Source organism: Bacillus sp. NP157 (genome assembly GCA_018889975.1).
GTDB lineage: Bacteria > Pseudomonadota > Gammaproteobacteria > Xanthomonadales > Rhodanobacteraceae > Luteibacter.
On the sequence record CP076546.1, the window covers coordinates 1,045,414 to 1,068,884 of the forward strand.

Sequence of the window (23,471 nt, forward strand, 5' to 3'; positions counted from 1 at the left end):
TCCCCGGCCCGTGCTTCCACGGGCACTCCCACGGTGCGAGTCGTCCAGCAACTGCTGGAGCAGGCCTTGCGCCAGATCGCGGATGTCGAGATGGCGGACCGCGCCGCATGTGCCCATTACATCACCCAGGCATTGCGGATCCATCGCGATGGGCTCAACCACGATGTGAAGCGTTACCAGAGCGGCCTGTCCGCGTGGCAGGTGCGGACGGTGAAGGAAGTCGCGCTCGCGCGCCTCGACCTTGGCCTCGCGATCACGGAACTGGCAGCCGCATGTCGTTTGTCACGGGGTTACTTCAGTCGCGCGTTCAAGGCGACCTTTGGCCAGAGTCCACATCGCTGGCGCCATGCCAGGCGCATCGAATACGCATGCGAACAACTTACTGGCACATCGGGAACGTTGGCTGACATCGCCATGGCATCGGGCTTCAATGACCAGGCGCACTTCACGCGCTCGTTCAAGGCCGCGATGGGCGTGACCCCGCATTCCTATCGGAAGACACAGAGCGCTGTCGCGCGTTGAAGCTCGATTTTTACCAAACGTCCGACACGATGGATTCCAAAGATTCTATTCGTGCGCAGCGTCGCTGCCTATCGTGAATGCCATCGCAGGACATGCCTGCGATCCATCCACGAGGACATCAACCATGTCGTTCAACGAACTGATCAAGCCCGACACCTGTGCGCTCGCGCTCATCGATTTCCAGCCCGCGATGTTCCAGGGCGTGCAGAGCCACGATCGCAAAAGCATCATGGACAACGTGCAGATCCTGGCCCGCGCGGCGAAGCTGTTCAAGGTCCCGACCATCCTGACCACGGTCGCGAAGGACAGCTTCTCCGGCCCGTTCATGCCTGAAGTGACCGATGGCGTGTTCCCCGATCTCGACATCATCGACCGCACCTCGATCAACTCGTGGTTGAACGACGACTTCCGCAAGGCCGTCGCCGCGACGGGCCGCAAGCGCTTCGTGCTGGCCGGCCTGTGGACGGGTGCCTGCGTGAACTTTCCCACGTTGGACATGCTGCGCGAACGTTACGAAGTAATCGTCGTGACCGACGCGTGCGGCGATACCAGCGTCGAGGCGCACGAGCGTGCCGTGCAGCGCATGGTCCAGGCCGGTGCGGTGCCGATGACCACGCTGCAGTTCATGTTCGAGCTCCAGCAGGACTGGGCACGTTCGGGCACGTATGAAGGCGTCATGGACATCCTGCGTGACCTGACGCCGTACGGCATCCAGGTGCGCTTCTCCAAGTGGGCACTCGGTGAACATGCGTCTGAAGCGGGTTAAGGCCATGTCGCCGTATCTGATCTCACTCTGCTTCGGCCTCGCCGTCGGCATCGCCTATGGCTTCTCCGGCGTGCGCTCACCCGCGCCGCCGATGATCGCGCTGATCGGCCTGCTCGGCATGCTGGCAGGCGAAGCCGCCATTTCGTGGGCGAAGGGTCATCCGGATGCCTGGGCCAACCTCTGGCACAGCAAGAGCTTCGCGATCCCGAAGAGCGACGCGCCTCGTTCGAACGACGACCACGCCTGATCCTTTTCCGGAGCTCCCCCATGTCACACGCCCCCGTCCCGGACCTCATCCTGCATCGAGGCCTCTTCACCGCCCTTGACCGCCGCCGGCCCACGGTCAGCGCCGTGGCCATACACGACGGGCGGTTCCTCAAGGTGGGCGATGACCACGAGGTATTGGCTCTGGCCGGCCCGGGGACGCGCGTGGTCGATGTCGGTGGGCGCCGCGTGCTGCCCGGGCTGATCGACAACCACCTGCACCTGATCCGTGGTGGGCTCAATTTCAACATGGAGCTGCGCTGGGACGGCGTGCCCAGCCTCGCCGATGCCATGCGCATGCTGCGACAGCAGGTGGAGATCACGCCACCGCCGCAGTGGGTGCGCGTGGTGGGCGGTTTCACCGAACACCAGTTCGTCGAAAAGCGGTTGCCGACCCTCGCCGAGTTGAACGCCGTCGCGCCGGACACCCCGGTGTTCATCCTGCATCTCTACGATCGCGCCCTGCTCAATGCGGCGGCGCTGCGCGTCTGTGGGTATACGAAAGACACGCCGGCACCGCCCGGCGGCGAGATCCTGCGCGACGCCAGCGGCAATCCCACCGGCCTGCTGCTGGCCAAGCCCAACGCATCGATCCTCTACGCGACGCTGGCCAGGGGTCCGAAGCTGCCGTTCGACTACCAGGTCAATTCCACCCGGCACTTCATGCGCGAACTCAACCGCCTCGGCATCACCGGCGCGATCGACGCCGGCGGTGGCGCGCAGAACTGGCCCGATGACTATGCCGTCGTCCAGCAGCTGAACGATGCCGACCAGCTGACCATCCGCATCGCCTACAACCTCTTCACCCAGAAGCCGAAGCAGGAGAAGGACGACTTCCTCGCCTGGACGAAGTCGGTGACCTACCAGCAGGGCGACGATTACTTCAGGCACAACGGCGCGGGCGAGATGCTGGTCTTCTCCGCGGCGGACTTCGAGGATTTCCGCCAGCCGCGCCCGGACATGGCCCCGGAAATGGAAGGCGAGCTGGAAGAGGTGGTCCGCATCCTCGCGCAGAATCGCTGGCCGTGGCGGCTCCACGCGACTTACGACGAGACGATCAGTCGTGCGCTGGATGTCTTCGAGAAGGTCGCACAGGACATCCCGCTGGATGGCATCCACTGGTTCTTCGACCACGCCGAGACCATTTCCGACGCCTCGATCGATCGCATCGCCGCGCTGGGTGGTGGCGTGGCCGTGCAGCACCGCATGGCCTACCAGGGCGAATACTTCGTCGAGCGTTACGGTATCGGCGCGGCCCAGGCCACGCCACCCGTACGCAAGATGCTCGACGCCGGCGTGAAGGTCTCCGCCGGTACCGACGCGACCCGCGTGGCCTCGTACAACCCATGGGTCTCGCTTGCATGGCTGACCACCGGGCGCACGGTCGGCGGCTTGCGCCTGTACCCGCAGCGCAACTGCCTGGACCGCGAAGAAGCCCTACGCATGTGGACCGAGAACGTTACCTGGTTCTCCAACGAGGAAGGCAAGAAGGGCCGCATCGCGGAAGGCCAGCTGGCCGACCTGATCATCCCTGACCGTGACTTCTTCGCCTGTGCCGAGGACGAGATCGCCGGCACGACCTCGCTGCTGACCATGGTCGGTGGCAAGGTGGTCTACGCCACGGGACCGTTCTGTCCGCTGGATGAAAGCGACGTGCCCGCGGCGATGCCGGACTGGTCGCCCGTCAATGCGTATGGCGGCTACGCCTCCTGGGCGGAACAGCAACTGCGCATGGATGGTGCCGAACGACGGCGGCAGGCCGCTTGCGGATGCGCGAGCGGGTGTTCGGTACACGGCCATGACCACGGCCGTTCGCATGCGGCGAACCTGCCGGTCGATGACTTCAAGAGCTTCTGGGGCGCGCTGGGTTGCGCGTGCTGGGCCGTATGAACCGGCCGGCCTCCCTCCGGATCGACCTCGTGCTGTGGATCGCGTTGCTCGCGTTGTGCTCGGCGTACCTGCAAGGCGCGGTGTGCAAGCTGCTGGATTTCGATGCGGCGATCGGCGAAATGCAGCATTTCGGGCTGTCGCCACCGCGGCTGTTCGCGTGCGGCGTCATCGTGTTCGAGCTGGTGTGCTCGCTGGCGATCCTCACCGGGCACCTGCGCTGGCTGGGTGCCTTCGCCCTTGCCTTGTTTACCTTCGCGGCGAACTTCCTCGCCAACGCCTGGTGGAACCAGCTCGCCGGACCCGGGCGCGACATGATGATGAACGGCTTCTTCGAACACCTCGGCCTCGCCGGTGCGTTCGTCTATGTCGGCTGGCTCGACCTGCGGGGACGCCTCCATGGCCGCTGAACAGGGTGGACTGGCCGATAGCCTGCGGCCGCTCAAGCATGCGACGTTCGCCATCCTCTGGGTGGCGACGGTGCTGGGCAACACCGGCACCTTCATGCGCGACATCGCCAGCTCGTGGATGGTGACCGAACTGGGCGGCGGCCCCGCCGCGGTCTCGCTCATCCAGGCGGCCGGCTCCCTGCCGATCTTCCTGCTGGCGATCCCGGCCGGCGTGCTGTCGGACATCCTCGATCGCCGTCGCTTCCTGATCGCGGTGCAGATCCTGCTTGCGTGCGTCAGTGCCACGCTGATGATGCTGGCAGCGACCGGCGGCCTCAGCATCGCCGCGCTCATCGCCCTGACCTTCGTCGGCGGCATCGGTGCCGCGCTCGTCGGTCCCACGTGGCAGTCGATCGTGCCGGAGCTGGTCGATCGCAGCGAGTTGAAGGATGCGGTGTCGCTGAACTCGCTCGGCGTGAACATCGCCCGTGCGATCGGCCCGGCCGCAGGTGGCCTGATCCTCGCCGGCCTCGGCGCCGCGGCGACGTATGGCACCGGCGTCTGTAGCTACTTCCTGGTGATCGGTGCACTGGTCTGGTGGCGACGCAAGGCCACGAGCGAGACGGCGTTGCCGGAGAACTTCCTCGGCGCGTTTCGCGCCGGCTTGCGCTTCACCAAGGCGAGCAAGGACCTGCACGTCGTGCTTATCCGCGCGGCGGTGTTCTTCGCCTTCGCGTCGGCCGTGTGGGCGCTGCTGCCGCTGGTCGCCCGTGGCACCTTGCACGGTGGGGCCGGGTTTTATGGCGTGCTGATGGGCGCGGTCGGTGCCGGCGCCATCGGTGGTGCGTTACTGTTGCCGAGGATGCGTGCACGCTGCAGTGCCGATGCGCTGCTGTTAGGTGCGGCGCTGATGTCGGCCTTGGTGATGGCGATCCTCGCCCTCGTGCCGGTGAAGCTGGTGGCGTTCCTCGCCCTGCTGGTGCTCGGTGGTGCATGGATCATGTCGTTGACCACGTTCAACGGCGTCGCGCAGGGCATCCTGCCGAACTGGGTGCGGGGCAGGGCGCTCGCGGTTTACCTCACTGTGTTCAACGGGGCGATGGCCGCAGGCAGCATCGGCTGGGGTGCGCTTGCCGAAGCGGTGGGCGTCGCCCATGCGCTGCTGGTCAGCGCCGTGGGCCTGGTGATCGCGGCCTTCGTCATGCGCGCGATGCGCCTGCCGTCGGTCGACCTTGACCTTACCTCGTCGCACCAGTGGGCCGAACCGCTCACCGTCGAACCGGTCGCGAACGACCGCGGCCCCGTCCTCATCCTCGTCGAATATGACGTCGCCCGCGAAAGGCTTCCGGCGTTCCTGTCCGTGCTCGAACGCTTCTCCATGGAGCGCCTGCGCGACGGCGCCTATGCGTGGGGCGTCACCCAGGATTCGGGCAACCCCGAGCGTGTCGTCGAGTGGTTCATGGTCGAATCCTGGGCCGAACACCTCCGCCAGCATGAGCGTTTCAGCCATGCGGGCGCCGATATCCAGGGCGAGGCGCTAACCTTCCATCGCGGCGCCCAGCCCCCATCGGTGACCCACCTCATCGGCGTGGACGCGCGTGCGCTCGCGCAAGGCCTTCCTTCTCGTTGAACAACGGACTTATTCCCATGCGTTCGCATATCCTGATCGCCTCGCTTGCCTTGCTCGCTTCCACGGCGGCGGCTGCTGCCACGCCCGGCTTCGCCGTCGGCGCGCAGTACGACACCACCCATGTGTACGTCGCGCCCGACGCGGTCGACGGCTTCGTGCGTAGCTTCACCGCCACCTTCGGCGGCCAGTCGACGAAGCAGGTCGTGGTCACCGTCACGCCCACGCCGTCGAGCACCTCGTCGCAGCTGGTGCAGACGCCGGTCGGCACCGTGTCGGTGTTTGGCTTCCATACGCCGGTACCGTATCCGTTCGGCCTGGAGCGCACTGGCTACCTGGTCACCGACCTCGACGCCGCGGTGAAGGCCGCGAATGCCGCGGGCGCCGCGACCCTCGTCGAGCCGTTCAACGACCCGATCGGACGCGATGCGGTGGTGACCTGGCCGGGTGGGGTGAACATGCAGCTGTACTGGCACACGAAGAAGCCCGATTACGCCTCCTTCGAACACATCCCCGAGAACCGCATCTACCTGCCGGCGGCGTCGGCGGATGCGTTCGTCAAGGCCTTCGTCCGCTTCTCCCATGGCAGCGTGGTATCGGACGATCGCAACGCACCCGGTACCGACATCGGCCGGAAGACTGGCAGCTACCGCCGGATCCGGATCGAATCGACCTTTGGCAAGGCGACGGTGCTCGTCACCAACGGCCAGCTCGACTGGCCCTACGGGGCGGAGACGACGGGCTACGAGGTCGGCGACCTCGACGCCACCCTGGCCCGTGCACGCGACAGCGGCGCGAAGGTCGTGGTGGATGCGCATGCCGAAGGCGGTCGTCGCGCGGCCATGCTGCAGTTCCCCGGCGGCTACGTCGCCGAAGTCCACAGCGGCAAATGAAGCGCGTCGCCCTGTCGTGGGCCCTGTCCTTGCTGATGGTGACCGCTGCGTCGGCGCAGGATGCTGAGGACGAGAAGGGCACGACGAACGAGGGCATGGTCAAGACGCCGGACCGGCCGGCCATCCTGCCGAACCGCTGGCAGGAAGACTGGTCGGTCCTCGCCAACCCTAACGTCCCGCGCGAACCGGGCGATGACCTGAAGTACCTGCCGCTGGGCCCCGGCGGCGACCACTACCTCACCCTGGGCGGGCTGCTGCGCGAACGCATCGAGTCCAACGATGCGCCCGCCTTCGGCATCGGCCGTGACGGCGACAGCTACCTGCTGCAACGGCTGCAGCTACATGCCGGCCTGCGCTGGGGCGAGCCGTGGCTTGCCTTCGTGCAGCTGGAAGACGCGCGCCCGTTCGCCAAGAAGACCTGGGGTCCGACCGACCGCAACCGGGCCGATGTCCGCCTGGCATTCCTCGCCTGGCAGGACGAGGCCTTCGGCGGCATGGTGAAGGTCCGCGTCGGCCGCCAGGATTTTGCCCTCGACTTGCAGCGCTTCGTCTCCCTGCGCGATGGCCCGAACGTGCGCCAGTCGTTCGACGCGATCTGGGCAAACTTCGAACGGGGTCCGTGGCGTGTCATCGCCTTCCTGAGCCACCCCGTGCAATACCGCGACGACCACGCCTTCGACGACAAATCCGGTTCGAACGACCGCTTCCACATGATTCGTATCGAGCGCCACGTGTTCGGCACGAACGAACTGTCCTACTACCACGCGTGGTACGACACCGACCGGGCGACCTTCCTCGATGCGCACGGCAACGAACGCCGTCGCGTGGACGACGTGAGGTTCGCGGGCAAGCAAGGCGCGCTCGACTGGGACCTGGAAACCATGCAGCAGCGCGGCAGCGTCGGCGAGAGCGCGATCCGTGCGTGGGCCGTCGGCACCCGTGCCGGCTGGACCCTGGCCGATACCGCATGGACGCCGCGACTGGGCGTGCAGGTCGACACGGCTTCCGGTGACAAACATGCCGGCGACGGTCGCCTCGGTACCTTCAATCCACTCTTCCCCAATGGCTACTACTTCTCGCTCGCGGGTTACACCGGCTATTCCAACCTTGTGCACGTCAAGCCGAGCCTCACGCTCAAGCCGGCATCCACGGTCACGCTGCTTGCCGCGGTCGGCCTGCAGTGGCGCAGGACCACGGCCGATGCGATCTACGTGCAACCGAACAACGGTCTGGCGGGCACCCAGGGCACGGGATCGAAGTGGACCGGCATGTACGGCCAGTTGCGCCTTGACTGGAAGTGGCGGCCCGGAATCACTTTCGCCGTCGAGGGTGACCATTTCCGCGCCGGCCGCACCATCCGTGCCGCGGGTGGTGACGATGGCAACTACGGCAGCGTGCAGGTGGTGTTCGGCTGGTGACGCGTGGCGTGCAGGTGCGTGCTGCCGATGCCTGCCGATCGTTCAATCGCCCGTCGACGGGCCTTCCTATCCTGCGCGTGAAGTCGGCATTCGCTCGGCTCTCCATCCTCAGGAGCATTCCCATGAAGAAGCATTTCCTCGCCCGCGCGCTCGCGGCGTCCGCCCTCGTGCTCGGCAGCGTCACCGTTGCGAACGCCGCGGCCGCGAAGCCGACCATCGTCCTCGTGCATGGCGCGTGGGCCGACGGTTCGAGCTGGAACAAAGTGATTCCGCTGCTGCAGGCAAAGGGCTACACCGTGCTTGCGGTGCAGAACCCGCTGACCTCGCTCGCCGCCGACGTGGCCGCCACGAAGCAGGTGCTCGCCTCGGCGACGGCACCGGTGGTCCTGGTCGGCCATAGCTGGGCTGGCACCGTCATCACCGAAGCGGGCAACGACCCGAAGGTCGCGGCGCTGGTCTATGTCGCGGCGTTCGCCAATAACGACGGCCAGGCAGCCGGTGAACTGGTCAACGCCTATCCGAAGACCCCGGCGCTCGGGACCGTTCGCGACGACGGCCACGGCTTCCTCTACCAGACCGAGCAGGGCGTGATCGAGAACTTCGCGCCGGACCTCCCGCGCGCCGAAGCGAAGGTCATGGCCGTGACCCAGGGCGCGCTGGCGGCGAGCACGTTTGGCGACAAGGTCACCCAGGCGGCATGGAAGAACCATCCGACCTGGTACATCGTGTCGGCCAACGACCGTGTCATCAGCCCGCAGCTGGAGCGCGATGCGGCGAAGCAGATGAATGCGAAGACCACGGTGCTCGCTTCCAGCCATGCCTCGCTCCTGTCGCATCCGAAGGAAGTCGCGAAGGTGATCGAGGACGCTGCCGAGTCGGTCGCCGCCCAGCCGGCCCACTGACGCATCGCCAGGGAATCCCTGTTATATGTCAGCATTGCTCCGTATGCGTTGAGCGCCATGGCTCGCACGGCTGGCAATCCTGGGAGTGGGGATATGAGAGATGCCGTCCACGGTCTGCGCGGCAGCATCCGGCCCCTGTGGGCCTGGATGGCATTCGGCCTGTCCACGCTGCTGGCATGCGCCGGTGCCGCGGCGGACGAGATCAAGGCGCCTGGCTACGTCGCCACCGTCTGGGGTGCGTCGGAAGGCGCACCCCAGGACATCGCGAACATGGCCCAGACCACCGATGGGCTGATCTGGCTGGGCACCAACAACGGTCTCTTCCGCTTCGACGGGCATCATTTCAGCGAATACAACATCGCCCCTGCATCGATGCGCGTGTCGCGGCAGGTCCGCGATACCGTTCCCGACCCTAAGGGCGGGCTGTGGGTGTTGTACGGCGATGCCGTCGAAGTCCACCTGGGCGCGGACGGCCGGACGGTGACGATGCCGCCCGGTTTGCCGTCCAACGGTATCGGCGGCGTCTTCGTCCACGGCGACGGACGCACGTTCGCGCTGGCTGACGACCATCTCTACGTCCTGGACGGCGATCGCTGGCGTTTATGCGAGGCACCCGCGTGGACCTTGCCCAAGGGCGAGATGGACACGCCGGCCAACGATGCGAATGGCGACATGCTGATGATCGCCGGCGAATCCCTCTATAAATTGCCGAAGGGATCGCAGGCGTTCGTCGAAGTCACCAAATTGCTCGAACCCAACGATGGCGGACAGATGCTGGGCGATCCCGCTGGCCATCTGTGGGTGACCTACTGGAAGTTCATGGCGGTTCCCCGTATCGCGATGCCGACGCATCCCGCCGCCGTGAATACGAACGGCATTTCGGCCTTCGACGGCCATGGAACCTTCTGGACGGTGCAGCAAGGCTGCAATGGCCTGTGCTCGGCCAGCGATGCCTCTGCACTCGCCGACATGGCCGCCGGACGTCGCCCCACCCGTGAGTCGGTCATTCCGGCGGGCAACCTCAGTTCGGTGACCCTGATGCTCGACGCCACGGGTGATCTCTGGGTAGGTGCACGCCAGGGGCTCATCCGTCTTCATCCGGCGGCCGCGCAACCGATCGCCGCCTTTGAAGCGGCCCTCGGCTGGTTCGGCGTTTCGCCCGCGGCCGACGGCACGACCCTGGTGACGACCTATACGCGCGGCGGCTACAACAAGGTCGGCGTGCTTTCCGCCGGCCATGTGGACCTGATCAAGGGTGCCTCGCCGATCTCGGCGCTGTACCGGTCGCCGGACGGCAGCGCGATCCTGGCCGGTGATGCGGCGATCTACCGTCTCGCAGGCAGCCAGCTCGACGTGGTGTCGGCTCGCCCCAACATCGGGCCGGGCGTGAACACCGATCCGGCCCAGCTGGTGCTGCCCGCGGGTGAAGGGCGCTTCTGGCTTAGCCTGCGGAGCAAGGGCATGTTCCTCGTCGAAGGGCAGGACTGGCGGCACGTGGGTGCAGCCGAGGGCTTTCCGCCGGTGTATGCGACGAGTGGCGCGATCGGAGCCGATGGCGTGACCTGGCTCGGTTTCCTCGATGGCACCCTGGCGGAACTCGCGCCGGGTGCGACGTCATCGCCGAAGCTGCTCCCGATCCCGTCGATCGGCGCGATCACCGCGATCAGTCCGGGGATGCCGATGCTGGTTGGCGGTGAGGTCGGTGCAGGCGTGGTCGAACATGGTGTGTTCCGGCCCATCGAGTTGCGCCGCCATGGGCTCCTGCGTGGGGTGAGCGGCATCGTGCGGACGGCCAGCGGCGACGCCTGGCTCAACACGGCGAAGGGGCTGGTCCGGATCGATGCGAAGGACCTCGCGAGCCTCCACGAGGATCCGACGCGCGACCTGCCGTTTCGTATCGTTACCAGCGCCGACGGCCTGGCCGGCGGTGCACAGCAGGTGCGCCCCTTGCCGACGTTGAACCAGGGGCCGGACGGCGTGCTGTGGGTCGCCGGTGTGTCCGGCCTCGTCACCTTCGATCCCAACCAGCACGTCGTCGATAGCCCGGCGACGCCGTCGCTGCTGGCCCTGCGCGACGGCAAGGGGGCATCGCTGTTGTCGGGTGGTGGCGAGCTGCAGCCTGGACAACGTGCGCTCGATGCCGACATCGTCGGCGTCTCGCTTTCCCACGTGGGCTTCGTCGACCTGCGTTACCGCCTGCTCGGTGTCGATCCTGGCTGGCGATACGCGCAGGACGAAGCGAAAGTCAGCTACGCGGACCTGCCGCCGGGCCGATTGCGCCTCGAGATCCAGGCACGGGGTCCGAGTGGCGACTGGTCGCCCAGCGTGTTTTCAGCGTTGGTGATGTCAAGGCCCGCTTTTTACGAGACGACGTGGTTTGCCGTGCTGATCGGCCTCGTGATCGTCGCCCTGGTCGTCATGGCGCATTACTTGCGCATGGCCGTCGTCCGCCGCCGCGATGAAGAACAGACCAACGCCAGGCTTCGCGAGCGCGACCGCATCGCACGTGAGCTGCACGATTCCATGCTGCAGGGCATGGCGGGTGTTATGTTGCGGGTCACGGCGTGGGAGCGCGACCGGCGCGCGCCCGAAGACCTTCGTGCTGCCTTCAACACCGTGGCCGGGCAACTGTCGTCGTTGATCCTGGAGGCGAGGGCACGGGTGATCGCCCTGCGCAGCGTGGCCTCGTTCCGCATGCCTTTGTCCGAAGCGCTGCGCATGATCGGCGAGGACCATGCCTCGGCAAGCGTTGCCAGCTTCGATGTATCCCTCGTGGGCGAGGAGAAGGTGCTCGAAGACACCGTGCATCTTGCGATCCTCGACATCATGCGCGAGGCGCTGCAGAACGCTTTCGCGCATGCCGAAGCCAGCCATATCCAGCTGACCCTCCGCTACGGTGCGACCGAACTGATCGCGGAAGTGAAGGACGATGGCCGGGGCATCCCCGAGGCGGTGACGGCGGAAGGACGTCGGCCGGGGCATTGGGGTTTGGTGACCATGCGCGAACGGGCAGGCGAGATCGGTGGCAGCGTGTTGCTCGACACGGAGTCGATGGGCACGACCGTGCGGCTGGTCGTGCCCATCGCATAGCTCCTGACGCCGGCGTTAGCTGGCGGGGAAATAACGCCCGTTGTGCAGGTTGGCGAGCAGGCCGGGCTGCGCGGGCTGCCAGCCAAGCGTCTCGCGCGTGGCGAGGTTGGTCGCGGGAAGGTCCAGCGTGACCAGGTTGGCGAGGAAGCCGAAGTAGCCCGGCAGCATCAACACGTCGACGGGGATGCTGACGGCGGGCAAGCCGAGCCGCTCACCGATGGCTTCGGCGATGTCGCGGAAGCGGATGCCTCCGTCTTCGATGCCGTGCCAGTACCTGCCTGCTGGGCCTTTCTCGAGGGCGAGGCGGAACAGGACGGCGAGGTCGTGGCTATGTACGGCCGGCCACACGTTCGCGCCGTCGCCAGGATAGCCGATCGCGCCCTTTTCCTTTGCGAGGCCAATGAGGATCGGTAGGAAACCGGCTGCATCTGTCGCGCTGTGTGCGATCGGGGGTATGCGCACGATCGACGAACGCACGCCGCGCTCGGCGAGCGCGATCACGGCGAGCTCGACGGCATTGCGGACACGCAGGGTGCCCTTGTACTGCACGCCGGCAGGCACGGCCGGATCGTCTTCGGTGGCGGGGCGGCCGAGCGGATCCCACGACGGTGAGCCCAGGCTGCCCGCGGCCACCAGTGGCTTGCCGCTGCCTGCGAGCGCTTCGCCATACGCCTGCATGATCTCCAGTTCCGCGGCGGCCACGGCATCCATGCCGCCGACGGGAAGCAGGTCCTGGCGGTGGGCAAGATGGATCACGCCGTCGGCTGCTGCGGCGGCCTTCTTCAGTTCATCCAGGTCGGAGATATCGCCGCGATGGACCTTGGCACCGAGCGCGGTCAGTGCCGTGGCGGATGCGTCGGAGCGGGCGAGGCCGGTGACCTCGTGGCCGGCCGCGATCAATTCGGGGATGACGTACGAACCGATATGGCCGGTGCCGCCAGTGACTAGAACGTGCATGGGGGGATCCTTGAGCGTGGGGAGTGGGCGCGAGTGCGGGCGTGGTTCGGCTTACGCCTTGAGGCTGACGCCGATGGCGAACTGGGTGTGCCTGGTGGCGTGGCGGACGATGCCGAGCGAGAGCAACGACAGGTGCTCCAGCGTTCGCGCCATGGAGAGCGCGCCGACATCCAGCGGGCGCAGGCCGAGGCTTTCGATGAACGCGGCGACGCGCGTCTTTGCCTGTGCATCGTCGCTGGCGAAGAAGATGTCGAGCGGGTGGCCGTCGATCTGGCCCGCGGTGAGGATGTGCGAGAACTGGGTGTTGAACGCCTTGACGACGATGGCGTCGCCTGGCGCGGCCCGGGCGATCTCCTGTGCGCCGAAGCTGTCGCCCGGCGTGACGAAGTCCGTGAACTCCGCATTGACCGGGTTGGTGATGTCGACGAGGACCTTGCCGGCGAGGGCGTGACCGTACTGCTTCACCACGTCGAGGACGCCACCGTAGGGCACGGCGAGGATGACGAGGTCGCCGGACGGTACCGTGCCGAAGGCCGCGGTCGTCGCCTTGGCGCCGAGTTTTTCGGCCAGGGCCTGGGCCTTGGCGCCGTCACGGGTGCTGATTTCGACGGTGTGTCCGGCCTTGGTGGCCTGGCTGCCGATCGCCGCGGCCATGCCGCCCGCGCCGATGATGCTGATGGTGCTCATGAGCTGTCTCCTGGGGTGTGGTGGCGGCCGTGGTGCCGAAGTGGTACCGTCCGCCATGTCATATGGATCACTGATCCGTATCTGCTCCCATTCTATGTGGATCACTGATCCATTTGTCAAGGCGACCCATGCGCGCGGATGCAAAAAAGAATTACAGCCACTTGCTGGCCGTTGCCGCCGACGTGGTCTCAGAGCACGGCGCGGACGCGTCGATGCGCGACATCGCGCGCCGGGCCGACGTCGGCCTGGCGACCCTGTTCCGCCACTTCCCAACCCGCGAAGCCCTGTTCGAAGCCTTGCTGAGGACGACTGTCGAAGCGCTGCTGGAGCGGGCGACCGAGCTCGAGTCCTCGAAGAAGCCCGACGAGGCGCTGGTGACCTGGTTCCGCGAAGGCGTGGCCTTCACCCACAGCTACGGCGGCGTCTGCGAATTGCTCGCGAGCGCCCACGCCGATCCGACGTCGGCGCTCTATGCGCTGAGCATCGCCCTGCGTTCCGCTGGTGCGCGGCTACTAGAGCGTGCACAAGCCGAGGGAACGGCACGGCCCGACATGGACGGCGTCGATCTGTTTGCGTTGATGTCCGCGCTTGCCTGGCTCGTCGGGCAGCCTGGATTCGCTTCGAAGGAAGCGCATCTGTTCCACTTGATTACCAGTGGGATCCTGGCGGGGCGTGCGGCGTCAGGCGTATCTGTGTGAAAGCGTGATCCTACGGAGGCGCGATGGACCGGCTCAAATTGCACGTCGACTTCAACAATTGCGACGCCGACGGCGCCATCCGTCTGAGCACGAAAGGCGTCGCGGATAGCCTGGCACGCGACAACGTCCAGCTTGTCGAAGGCATGGCTGTTGAGATCACGGACGGCGAGATATTCGCCGTCGCGCGCATCGCCTTGCACGACGGATTCTGCGTTGCCGTCTTTGACGAATGGTCGTACGTGGACGAAGAGCGTGTCGACTGATAGGTCCGTCAATCCTGCGCGTGGGTATTCACAGTGAGCAAGCAGCCGCGTTGCTGTGCGAAGTTCAGCCAGAGAGCCCCGCCTGCTCGAATCGCGGCTGCCCCGACGAGTCGTTCCTGTGCTGACTCGTCCGAGATGACGCGGACCGCTTGCGAAGTCGCAATCGTACCGATACCGGCGGACTGCCGAACGTTTGCCGTATGAATCGTGGCGTGGCCGGATAAGGTCGTGACGTTGACGGGTTTCCCCGGCAAGTCGCCGGGGCGACTGCGTCGAATGATCCCGCCATCATTGCCGGTGTCGATTTTAAAAGCCGTGCGGATACCGTCCAATGACCCGGAGGAGAAGAGGTGAACGGGACGCGCTCCAAGCTCTCCTTGCAGGAATAGATGGCCTGAACAATCATTGGGCATCCGGCCTGCGTCGAAGGTGATGCCATCGCTGGTGACGCGAATTGGTGCAGGAAGCTGCCGCAGCAGATCGAGCCCTAGTACCGAGAAGGGCATGTCCCAGATGCCTAGATTTGCGTTGGACAATGTCATGCCGCCCAGCTTCAGCGTATCCAGGCGCGCGGCGTTCACCGCGATGCCCTTTGCGTCCTGGCTTGAAGCAACCTCCATCACGGTCATGCCTGATTCTTCTGCTTTCGCACGTTTTGCATCGGCACGGGAAAGGATGGTGATCTGGGAGCCCGTGTTGACCATCATCGCCACGGCGGACCCGTTCGCCACGGCATCGACGAAGACCAGCGTTTTCATGCCTTCGAGAGGCGCTGGGAACGCTGGTACGGCACTCGAGGCAGCGTCACGCCTCCAAGTCGGCGTAGGCCAACGCGTAAATGCGTTCGCTGGCGGCGACTCCAGCGATGCCATCCGCAGGGCCTTGCCCGCCTGCTGCCGTAGTAGAGGATAGATATCCCGCCGCGCTTGATCGGCTTGCAGTGTCCAGTCTTTGAAATGGCCCGCAAGTAGTGCGTTTCCGACGCGAAGCTCGGCACAGGCCATCAGAAATCCCACGGCAGGCAGCTCGAGCGCTTTCGCACGCGCGTAGCAGGCGGTCGCCCTGTCGGCACTGGCTCCCAAATCAAACCGCGAGCGTTCCGCGCCGGCTTCCACGAACAAGCGTGCAAGATGATCAGTTCCCCTTAGCGCATAGGCATCCAGCCCCTCCGTGTTTCCCTCCTTGACCATCCTGACAAGCGGCGAGTCATCGCCTGCTTTTACGTAAGTAGCAGCGGCGGTATCCGTCCCGGAGATTGCCATCGCTGTAGCTACGATCAGTTCGCTTCGCATACGGACCTCGTGGAAGAGGGTGGCGCGCAGCAGGGCTGCGCGCCACTGCTTCGATCAATAGAAAGGAATGTTGATGCCTGCTTCGAAGTAGACCCCTCGGTCAGGACTGTTGCCGACGGCAAGGGTGAAATACTGCGGCTGGGGACCATTGCGAGTAACGAAGATTGAAACTTGATCGGTCGGTCCCCAGCTTCCCGAGCTGATGTCGCTACGAGCCTGGACTTTCCAGCCGTCGTGCTCGGCGATCGTCGCCGTGACCGCTCCCTTGGCGATGCCGGTGGTATCGACGGTGATGTTGAGGTCTACGCCAGGAGCGGCCTGATAATTGAGGCTGACGACACCATGGTTGTTACTGTCGAATGAAGCGTTGATGCCGACGCCAGCGAACGTGCCGTCGCCGGCACCGGTCAACGATTGGGTGTATCGACCATTCAGATACGACAGGCTCGCAGAAAGCGTCGCGTTGTTCCCCATCTCGTAGGAATCCATGAAGGTGACGCCGCCGTCCTGAAACGAAAGGGCTCCATCATTCCCGAAGGCTGACAACCCGAACTTTGCACCGGTCACCTGGCCCTGGTTGTTGAAGATCGGCGATGCGCTCATCGTGCCCAGGCCGGCGACAGGCCGGGTATGCGTGCCCCGCGGATCGGCGTTACCTAGAGCGGTTACGCTTCCTCCCACGCCGCCGCCATACGCGGGCTGGCCATCACCACCCCGTCCTGCACCTCCGCCCGGAGCGCTCCATGGGCCTCCGAGGAGCACGGAGACCTTGATTGCAGCAAGGTCGATCGCGTCGTCTGCATTCGACGAATCGCGACTAAGTGCTCGCAAGTGCTCACCCGACGAATCGTCGTCAGGGCTCTTGGTCTTCGGGTGAGGTTGCTTCGTTCCCTTCATGGTCTCGCTCCTTGATTGCCTGTAGGTTGTCGCGCGTTGCTCGCATACCGTGAGAGCCAGCAGCGCGCCATCACCTTCTAGCAGCGGGCTCAACGCCGACAAAGACCTGCTCGCGAGGATGTATCACGAAACGTTCATCTGGCAGCAGCCTGTCGCTCGGGGACGACACGTTGACGAACATCCTTCGAGCCTTTATTTACCGACTCGAGTGCAATCGATATTCCGCTTCTTGAGCAATCGCCTATGCCGAAGGAGCGGTGCCTTGCACATCAAAAAGGGCGCAGGCACACGCCCCGTCAGGCGAACGAATTCGAGCTGTCGGTGAGGGAATTCGGATCGTGCTGAGATCGGCGAGCGCTTCTAACCGCTGTTCCGCGTCCCAGCAGCGCGCCCGCTTACCGTCCGGAACGTAAGATTGATACGTGGCCCGCTCACTCGGGCGACCTTGTTGATCGCATGCTGCCAGTTACGCTGGGTTTGCCCGGCCATCAGCAGGAGGCTCCCGTGGCCAAGCGGTAGCCGGACCTTCGCGGCACTTGTATCGCGACGCGAGCGCAACAGGAAGTCGCGTGTTGCACCGAGGCTCAACGATGCAATCAGCGGCTCCGGGCCAAGTTCGGGCTCGTCATCGCTGTGCCAGCCCATGGAGTCGTTGCCGTCGCGATAGAGGTTCAGCAGCACGCTGTTGAACGAGGCTTTGCCGAGGGTTTCCACGCGCCGACGCAGCGTGTCCAGCAGGCCGGTCCAGGGCAGGGGATCGAAGCGTGTGCCGGAGTAACGATAGGACGCTCCGGTATCGCCATACCACGCCATTTGCCGCGGCTGCATGCGCCGGCTGCCGAAGATAACGATCTCCCTGGATTCCCACGGTGTCTGCTCGAGAAGCTTGCGGAACGCGAAGTCCGCTTCCTCCGCCGTCAGCGCGGCCGAGAACAGGCGAACATCGGCGTCGGCGAGTTCGATGCGTTCCCCCTGGCCTGCGCCGAACAGATCATTCATGGTGACTTCTCATGCCATGGCCCGCGGCATTATCCCATCAGGGGGCATCGTCGGCAGGCAATAGCTGGTCGGTATCCTGCTTCGACGCCCGTGCTGTCTCGGCCCGCTTGAGATACTCGCTGTGGATCCGATCGAGCGTTTTCTGGTCGAGGCTTTCCAGGTCCATCAGCTCATCGTCGGCGTTCTTGAGCGCGCCGATGATTTCATCCAGCTTGAGATGGACGGCGCACGAGTCCCGGTTCTGCGAACTCTGGATGAGGAACACCATCAGGAACGTCACGATGGTGGTGCCCGTGTTGATCACGAGCTGCCAGGTCTCCGAGTAATGGAAGACCGGCCCACAAGCGGCCCACACCGCGACCAGGGCGGCAGCGCCGATCGACGCGGCCGGCGTACCAGCGGCGCTCGCAGCCCAGGTGGTCACGCGATTGAACAGGGATGGGCTGGGCATGGGGCACCGCTCTCAGGGAATGGTGCACGTGTAGCAGAACGGAGTGCATCGAAACGTCATCGCAAAAACTTCCGCTCAGTTAGCGGTCGGAATGACGGAACCGGTGACGCTCTATGGATTTTGGCCGTTGTCCGGGGCGGACATCACGCCATCGATCCATTTCGCGTAGCTCGAGATCCGGACGGCATAGACCTCGACACCATAAAGCCCTTCCACAAACGGACGGGACGGATTCCACGTCTTCCAGAACGGATGACCCGGCGGGTATTTGCTCCAGGACGCGAGGCCGATGAGCTGGCGCTGGATTCCTTCGCCGACGGTCAGCGGGCCGCCGCTATCCCCGCTTCCGGTGATGCCTTCGAGGGGCAGGGCGGCCGGCGGTGGATCGAATCGATAGGAGACGTAGTGATCGTCGGCCGACACCACCACGTTGAATGCGTGGCGGAGCACCGTGCGATGGTCGCTGTGCGCGTCCTGGCCCTTGTCGCCATTCCCGGTGGCACCCTTGCCGAACAGCTCGGCCGTCTTGCCGACTTCCTGCGTCCCGCGGTAGAGCGGCACGGGTGCGATATCGGTCACGGGCGCGTCGAGTTCGACGAGGGCGATGTCGTTGGATGCAGCAAGGAAGGCGGAAATCTTCGACAGGTCGCCCGAGGCAAGCGCGTCGTTGACGATTTCGTTGGGTAGCCTTTTGTAGCCGGGATAAACGACGACGCGCCTGACCTTGCGCGGCACGCCACCGATGGACACGTCGTCATCCATGCCTTCCATGTGCATCGGGGCCGCGTGTGCGGCGGTCACGACCCAGCGCGGAGCGATGAGGACTCCGTGGCCTTCACCCGGCATGTCCACCAGCGCGGGGAACGACGAGGTGGGGATGCGATACCTGGCGTCGTCGACGTCCGCTCGCTTGATAACGGCGCCCGCAGTGGCCGAGAAGGCAAGCAGGCAAAGTGCGAGGGTCCATTTCATCGATCTATTCCCTTCGGGGTGGTCGCTGCGATTATGGCACGCGTTGCCCCGACCGCTCCGACCAGTGCCGCGCCGTCCGTGTCGCGTGTCGCAGGCGTGTGCGGTGCGCAGCCAGCAGGTCACCGCGGGTGATGAAGCCGACCATCTTCCCAGCGTGATCCAGCACGACCAGCCGACCGACGTCGGCATCGACCATGTGATCCGCCGCCTCACGCAGCGAATGGCTTGCAAGCACGCCGAGCGGAGCGCGTCCAACCAGCGCACCGATCGCCAGGTCATCCGCGTGGGCCCCGTCGAGCAGGTCGCGCCGGGTGAGTACGCCTACCGGTGATCCGCTCGCGTCGACGACCGGGTAGCCCTGATGCGACGCCTGCGCTTCGCCCCTGGACATCCACTGGCGCACATCGCCGAGCGATTGTCCGACGTGCAGGCTGACCACGTCCTTGCTGCACGCATCACGCACCAGCACCTGGTCGAGGAAGTCCGCCGAGTAATCGGATGGGACGCGCACGCCGCGACGGATGATCTTCTCCGTCATGATCGTGGTGCGCATCATCAGGCCGGAGACCATGTAGGCGGCTGCGCATGCACCCAGCAACGGCAGCAATCCATGCGGCTGCAGCGTGGTCTCGAACGCAAATACCACCGAGGTAAGGAACGCACGCGATGCGCCGGCGAATACGGCGGCCATGCAGACCAGCGCCGCCATCCGCGGATCCACGCCAAGGTTGGGTGCGAGCATGACAACACCGGTGCCGAGCACGCCACCCAGTGCACCGCCGATGGTGAACAGTGGTGCGAGGGTGCCACCCGATGTGCCGCTACCCAGCGCGACCACCCACGAAAGAAACTTCATCAGGCAAAGCGCCGCCATGGCAGCGAGACCCAACTGCCCGGAGATCACTGCCGAGATATTCCCGTAGCCCACGCCGAGCGTCGAGGGCAGCACGTAACCGACGAGGCCGACGGCCAGGCCACCGATGGCTGGCCACCACATCCAGTGGATCGGCAGCTTCTCGAAGGCATCCTCGACGGCGTAGGTGGCGCGCGTGATGCCGACGCTGGCGACGCCGGCCACTGCACCGAGGGCCACGTAGACCAAAAGGGCGACGGTGCCGGGAGCGGCCAGCGATGGCATGGCGAACATCGGTGCCGTGCCTTCGAAGTAGCCATGCGCCGCCGCGCCGATCACCGCTGCCAGCGCGACGGGGATCAACGATCGCGCGCGGCGTTCGAACAGCAACAGCTCGATGGCCAGCAGGACCGCGGCCACCGGCGCGGCAAACACCGCCGACATACCCGCCGCGGCACCGGCAGCGAGCAACACCTTGCGCTCGTCCGCCGTGACGTGGATCAACTGACCGACCAGTGAGCCCAGTGCGCCACCCGTCGCGATGATCGGGCCTTCCGCACCGAAGGGCCCACCCGTGCCGATCGCCACGGCCGACGACACCGGCTTCAGCCAGGTCATCGCCGGCGGGATGCGACTTTCGTTGCGAAGCACCTGTTCCATGGCTTCGGGGATGCCGTGCCCGCGGATCGCGCGCGACCCCCAGCGCGCCATGCAGCCGACGACAAGGCCACCCACCACGGGCAGCAGGATCACCCATGCACCGAGCCTTTGACCGGCCGGGCTCACGAGGTTGGTATTCCACGTGCCGTAGAAGGCCAGGTGCGTTACCAGGCCGATCAGCGCCGTCAGCGCCTGCGCGATCAAGCCGACGCCGATGGCGACCAGCGCGGCGATGCCGGTGATCCACACGGTGCGCCGCCGGACGGCCACGGCAGGCCGCGGCAATCGCGTCGACGACAACGGCGAAACCAGCGAAGGGGCAACAGGGATCGAGCCCCCAGGCAGGACCTGGGGAGTGGGCGTTTGCATGGGGAGGCCGTGAGCGGCGAGAAGATGACGCGTAGGCTACGCGGATTTGGCCGTTGTAGCTGGCTGGAAAATGAACGACGAAACGGGCCGCGCCGAGCCTATTTTGCCGCCGTGACCATCCGCACGAGGAAGCGCAGGCGCGCGGCTCGCGCTTGCGGACGCACGCGACCGGACCGATCCAGCTCGGCCATGCCGTGCAGCGCTGCCCATACGGTCTCGGTCGCGGCTTCGACGTCCTGGGCGAACGGTGCGACGACGGCGACCAGTGCGTCGAACGCGGCACGCAATGCTGCCGGCGTATCCGCTGCCGCAAAATGCAGGGTCGTGGTCAGGACGAACATGGCCTCGTAGAGAGCAGGGCGGTCGGACGCGAAATCGAGATACGCCTGCGCCACTTTCGCCAGGGCCTTCTCCGGCAACCTCGCGCCACGCGCTGCATCGCCAAGCGCCACGGCCAGTTCGGCGAAGCCTTCGATCGCCACCGCCGCCACGATCGCGTCGCGATTTTCGAAGTGGCTATACAGCACGGGCTGGCTGTACTCGATGTCGGCCGCGAGGCGACGCACGGTCACGGCTGGCCAGCCTTCATTTTCCGCGATGGTGCGGGCGGCGGCGAGGATCCGCGCCTCGCGTTCGGCGACCTGTCGACTTTTCCGATCTGAGATGCCCATGCGGCGCGGTCCGGTTCAACGATGCATGGTCGGTAGTATACCGATACTTGAAAACCTAGCAGTGCTAGATTATGGTTCGCCCATGGTCTTCGGCATGAGGTTTACGTATGCACGCACTATCGATCGGCATGGCGGTGCTTCTCGCCCTCGCCATCCTCGTCATCGGCGCTCTTTACCTGTTCCGGCCCGTCGCCACGACGAGCAGCTTCGGCCTGCCGCTTCCCGCCATGGGCGATAACGTCCCATGGTGGCTGCGCCTCAAAGGGGTGCGCGATGTCGCGTCGGGTATCACCGTGCTCGCCGTCCTCGCGACGTGTCCGCCTTACGCCTGCGGCGTCGTGCTGCTGGCATTGACCATCACGCCGCTCGGCGACATGACGCTGATCCTGCTTGCCAGGGGCTCGGCGCAGCGCGCCCTTGGGATCCACGGGGTGACCGCGCTGGTGATGATCCTGACGGCCTTGGCGTTGCTCAACCTGGGACAGTGAACCGGGTCAGCGCGTCCAGCCCTGCGAATGGAACAGGCTGCCGCTGGCCGGGTCGATCGTCGCCTTCACGTCGCAACCAGCGAAGCGCTCGTGCGAGGCGGCGACCAGCCTGAAATCGTAGGGCGCCTGCCAGTCGACCTTGAAATAGTCCATCTCGGTGCGGTCACCCACGTCCCGCGAGAACGCCACCTGCCAAAGGGAGCCGGACTTGTTGCAACGTGTCGGCGCTTCGTCGAACTCACCGAAAAGATGTCCTCGGTTCAGGCTCGCATGCAGCTTTCCGAGCCGCCTGCTATCTGCGGAGGCCGAGAGCCAGCGCGAGGCCTCGTTCCACGGCTCGGCCAGCCATTCTTCGACGAATGTTTGCGGACTTAACGCCACCGGCGCGATACGCTTCACCGCATCCTTCGGCCCAAGTCGGTAGTGCAATACATGCTGCCGGACGAGCGCGACGCCATCGATGCTGTCCCCAGCGAACTGGACCAGCAGGTCGTTGTCGCCAAGGCTTGCCGCGGCGATGAAGTCGTCGCCCATGTACAGCGTCTCGTCCTCGCGATCGATGAGTGGCGCTGGCGTGGCCGTGGAGCGCGAGGTCCGCCAGAGCCGGGTGGAGATGCTTTGCCAGTTGGACCAACACCACGGGTGATAGCCCAGCGCGACCACGCGCGGTGGCGGCGAAGGCTCGTCCCACGCCGTGTTCGACGGCGAAACCTGGATCGCGAGGAAGTTCTGCGGGCGGTAGTCGTCCTTGCCGTAGTTGTCCTGCTCGATGCTCAGCAGGAGCCGCCAATGCTCGTCCGGCCCCTGTTCGTAGAGATAGGCCGACTCGTCGTAGCCGCACGCCATGCCGACACCGGTGATCACCAGGAGGTAACGATCGTCGTCGAGGCCGGCGACGCTTATCTCGCCAAGGTAGCCACGCTCGGTTTCCCGGGCGGCGCTGTCGCCGCGGCAGCGGTCGTTGGTGGTGCCGGCTGCGTTGCAGGTCAGGCCCGCGGCATCAAGGGCCTGGTTCAACCTCGCGCCGAGCGCGCTGAACTCAGCGGGCTCCAGCAAGCGTGCCGTGCCGTCGGGACCGTCGGTTACCCGGGAGGGCGGTAGCTGCGCCTCGACCCAGCGAAGCAGGGCCTGCTTCACCGGCGTGAATTCCGGGCCGGCATCGCGCTCTTCATTCACCCCGTGGGTCTGCTGGATCGTTTTCAACTGCGCAGCCAGCGGCGCCAGGTCCGGTGGCGTCGCGCCGACCGAAAACGTGCTCGCACCGATAGCTATCCCTGCCAATACGACGAGCATGCGCATGCGTTGTGACCCGAGGAGGGTGGAGGTAGAAACTGCCCTGTAAACCCGACTGCGATTGTGCGGCGTCCCGCGCCGGCCGGCAATCGGCGCGTTTAACCCCGATTACCAGCGGCATCCCTTAAAATAGCCAAACTCGTCAGGCACTTCTGGGAAAGCA

Annotated in this window: 23 protein-coding genes; 13 read left to right on the forward strand and 10 right to left on the reverse strand. The window is 65.5% G+C overall.

Annotated elements, in window-relative coordinates:
- Nucleotides 1–66: 66 nt before the first annotated feature.
- The 10 genes from KPL74_04680 to KPL74_04725 all read left to right on the forward strand — a co-directional run bounded on the left by KPL74_04680 (nucleotide 67) and on the right by KPL74_04725 (nucleotide 11,758).
- Nucleotides 67–522: an AraC family transcriptional regulator gene (locus KPL74_04680; GenBank protein QWT21297.1), complete on the forward strand. Its 456-nt coding sequence runs from the start codon at nucleotides 67–69 to the stop codon at nucleotides 520–522.
- 124 nt (nucleotides 523–646) lie between these two features.
- On the forward strand, nucleotides 647–1,288 hold the full coding sequence (locus KPL74_04685; protein ID QWT21298.1) for a hydrolase: 642 nt from the start codon (nucleotides 647–649) through the stop codon (nucleotides 1,286–1,288).
- Nucleotides 1,289–1,292: 4 nt separating this feature from the next.
- Nucleotides 1,293–1,535, forward strand: coding sequence for a XapX domain-containing protein (locus KPL74_04690; GenBank protein QWT21299.1), 243 nt, complete (start codon nucleotides 1,293–1,295; stop codon nucleotides 1,533–1,535).
- 20 nt (nucleotides 1,536–1,555) lie between these two features.
- Complete coding sequence (locus tag KPL74_04695; protein ID QWT21300.1) at nucleotides 1,556–3,442, forward strand: amidohydrolase; 1,887 nt, start codon at nucleotides 1,556–1,558, stop codon at nucleotides 3,440–3,442.
- Nucleotides 3,427–3,849 (forward strand): DoxX family protein, encoded by a 423-nt coding sequence (locus tag KPL74_04700; GenBank protein QWT21301.1) that lies wholly within the window; start codon nucleotides 3,427–3,429, stop codon nucleotides 3,847–3,849. Before KPL74_04695 ends, KPL74_04700 begins: the two co-directional genes overlap by 16 nt.
- The gene (locus tag KPL74_04705) at nucleotides 3,839–5,458 is read left to right on the forward strand and encodes an MFS transporter (GenBank protein QWT21302.1); all 1,620 of its coding nucleotides are present in this window, start codon (nucleotides 3,839–3,841) and stop codon (nucleotides 5,456–5,458) included. The genes KPL74_04700 and KPL74_04705 overlap by 11 nt, the downstream gene beginning before the upstream one ends.
- Before the next feature lie 17 nt (nucleotides 5,459–5,475).
- Complete coding sequence (locus tag KPL74_04710) at nucleotides 5,476–6,348, forward strand: hypothetical protein (GenBank protein ID QWT21303.1); 873 nt, start codon at nucleotides 5,476–5,478, stop codon at nucleotides 6,346–6,348.
- Nucleotides 6,345–7,766, forward strand: coding sequence for an alginate export family protein (locus KPL74_04715; GenBank protein QWT21304.1), 1,422 nt, complete (start codon nucleotides 6,345–6,347; stop codon nucleotides 7,764–7,766). Before KPL74_04710 ends, KPL74_04715 begins: the two co-directional genes overlap by 4 nt.
- Nucleotides 7,767–7,888: 122 nt before the next feature.
- Nucleotides 7,889–8,668, forward strand: a complete 780-nt coding sequence (locus KPL74_04720) for an alpha/beta hydrolase (protein QWT21305.1) — start codon at nucleotides 7,889–7,891, stop codon at nucleotides 8,666–8,668.
- 93 nt (nucleotides 8,669–8,761) lie between these two features.
- Nucleotides 8,762–11,758: a hypothetical protein gene (locus tag KPL74_04725; protein ID QWT21306.1), complete on the forward strand. Its 2,997-nt coding sequence runs from the start codon at nucleotides 8,762–8,764 to the stop codon at nucleotides 11,756–11,758.
- Between the two features lie 15 nt (nucleotides 11,759–11,773).
- Here KPL74_04725 and KPL74_04730 read toward each other — a convergent pair whose 3' ends face one another.
- On the reverse strand, nucleotides 11,774–12,715 hold the full coding sequence (locus KPL74_04730; GenBank protein QWT21307.1) for an SDR family oxidoreductase: 942 nt from the start codon (nucleotides 12,713–12,715) through the stop codon (nucleotides 11,774–11,776).
- A 51-nt stretch (nucleotides 12,716–12,766) separates the two neighbouring features.
- Nucleotides 12,767–13,402, reverse strand: a complete 636-nt coding sequence (locus KPL74_04735) for an NAD(P)-binding domain-containing protein (protein QWT21308.1) — start codon at nucleotides 13,400–13,402, stop codon at nucleotides 12,767–12,769.
- 128 nt (nucleotides 13,403–13,530) lie between these two features.
- On the opposite strand from KPL74_04735, the gene KPL74_04740 reads away from it, so the two are divergent.
- Complete coding sequence (locus KPL74_04740; protein ID QWT21309.1) at nucleotides 13,531–14,100, forward strand: TetR/AcrR family transcriptional regulator; 570 nt, start codon at nucleotides 13,531–13,533, stop codon at nucleotides 14,098–14,100.
- Nucleotides 14,101–14,123: 23 nt separating this feature from the next.
- On the forward strand, nucleotides 14,124–14,363 hold the full coding sequence (locus tag KPL74_04745; GenBank protein ID QWT21310.1) for a hypothetical protein: 240 nt from the start codon (nucleotides 14,124–14,126) through the stop codon (nucleotides 14,361–14,363).
- A gap of 8 nt (nucleotides 14,364–14,371) precedes the next feature.
- Here the strand turns inward: KPL74_04745 and KPL74_04750 are convergent, their stop codons facing one another.
- From KPL74_04750 to KPL74_04780, 7 genes are all read right to left on the reverse strand, one after another.
- Entirely contained in the window at nucleotides 14,372–15,655 is a 1,284-nt protein-coding gene (locus tag KPL74_04750) for a retroviral-like aspartic protease family protein (protein QWT21311.1), read from the reverse strand.
- A gap of 54 nt (nucleotides 15,656–15,709) precedes the next feature.
- Entirely contained in the window at nucleotides 15,710–16,552 is an 843-nt protein-coding gene (locus tag KPL74_04755; protein ID QWT21312.1) for a hypothetical protein, read from the reverse strand.
- Between the two features lie 360 nt (nucleotides 16,553–16,912).
- Nucleotides 16,913–17,551 (reverse strand): alpha-ketoglutarate-dependent dioxygenase AlkB, encoded by a 639-nt coding sequence (locus KPL74_04760; GenBank protein QWT21313.1) that lies wholly within the window; start codon nucleotides 17,549–17,551, stop codon nucleotides 16,913–16,915.
- A gap of 37 nt (nucleotides 17,552–17,588) precedes the next feature.
- Complete coding sequence (locus tag KPL74_04765) at nucleotides 17,589–18,002, reverse strand: low affinity iron permease family protein (GenBank protein QWT21314.1); 414 nt, start codon at nucleotides 18,000–18,002, stop codon at nucleotides 17,589–17,591.
- A 111-nt stretch (nucleotides 18,003–18,113) separates the two neighbouring features.
- Nucleotides 18,114–18,974 (reverse strand): trypsin-like serine protease, encoded by an 861-nt coding sequence (locus tag KPL74_04770; protein ID QWT21315.1) that lies wholly within the window; start codon nucleotides 18,972–18,974, stop codon nucleotides 18,114–18,116.
- A gap of 31 nt (nucleotides 18,975–19,005) precedes the next feature.
- Nucleotides 19,006–20,856 carry a chloride channel protein gene (locus KPL74_04775; GenBank protein QWT21316.1) on the reverse strand — a complete coding sequence of 617 codons (1,851 nt, stop codon included), beginning with the start codon at nucleotides 20,854–20,856 and terminating at the stop codon, nucleotides 19,006–19,008.
- A gap of 98 nt (nucleotides 20,857–20,954) precedes the next feature.
- A complete protein-coding gene (locus tag KPL74_04780) occupies nucleotides 20,955–21,527 on the reverse strand; it encodes a TetR/AcrR family transcriptional regulator (protein QWT21317.1) in 573 nt (190 codons plus the stop codon).
- Between the two features lie 128 nt (nucleotides 21,528–21,655).
- Between KPL74_04780 and KPL74_04785 the strand changes: the two genes are divergently transcribed.
- On the forward strand, nucleotides 21,656–22,015 hold the full coding sequence (locus KPL74_04785) for a DUF4267 domain-containing protein (protein QWT21318.1): 360 nt from the start codon (nucleotides 21,656–21,658) through the stop codon (nucleotides 22,013–22,015).
- 6 nt (nucleotides 22,016–22,021) lie between these two features.
- Here KPL74_04785 and KPL74_04790 read toward each other — a convergent pair whose 3' ends face one another.
- Nucleotides 22,022–23,314: a hypothetical protein gene (locus KPL74_04790; GenBank protein QWT21319.1), complete on the reverse strand. Its 1,293-nt coding sequence runs from the start codon at nucleotides 23,312–23,314 to the stop codon at nucleotides 22,022–22,024.
- Between the last annotated feature and the right edge of the window lie 157 nt (nucleotides 23,315–23,471).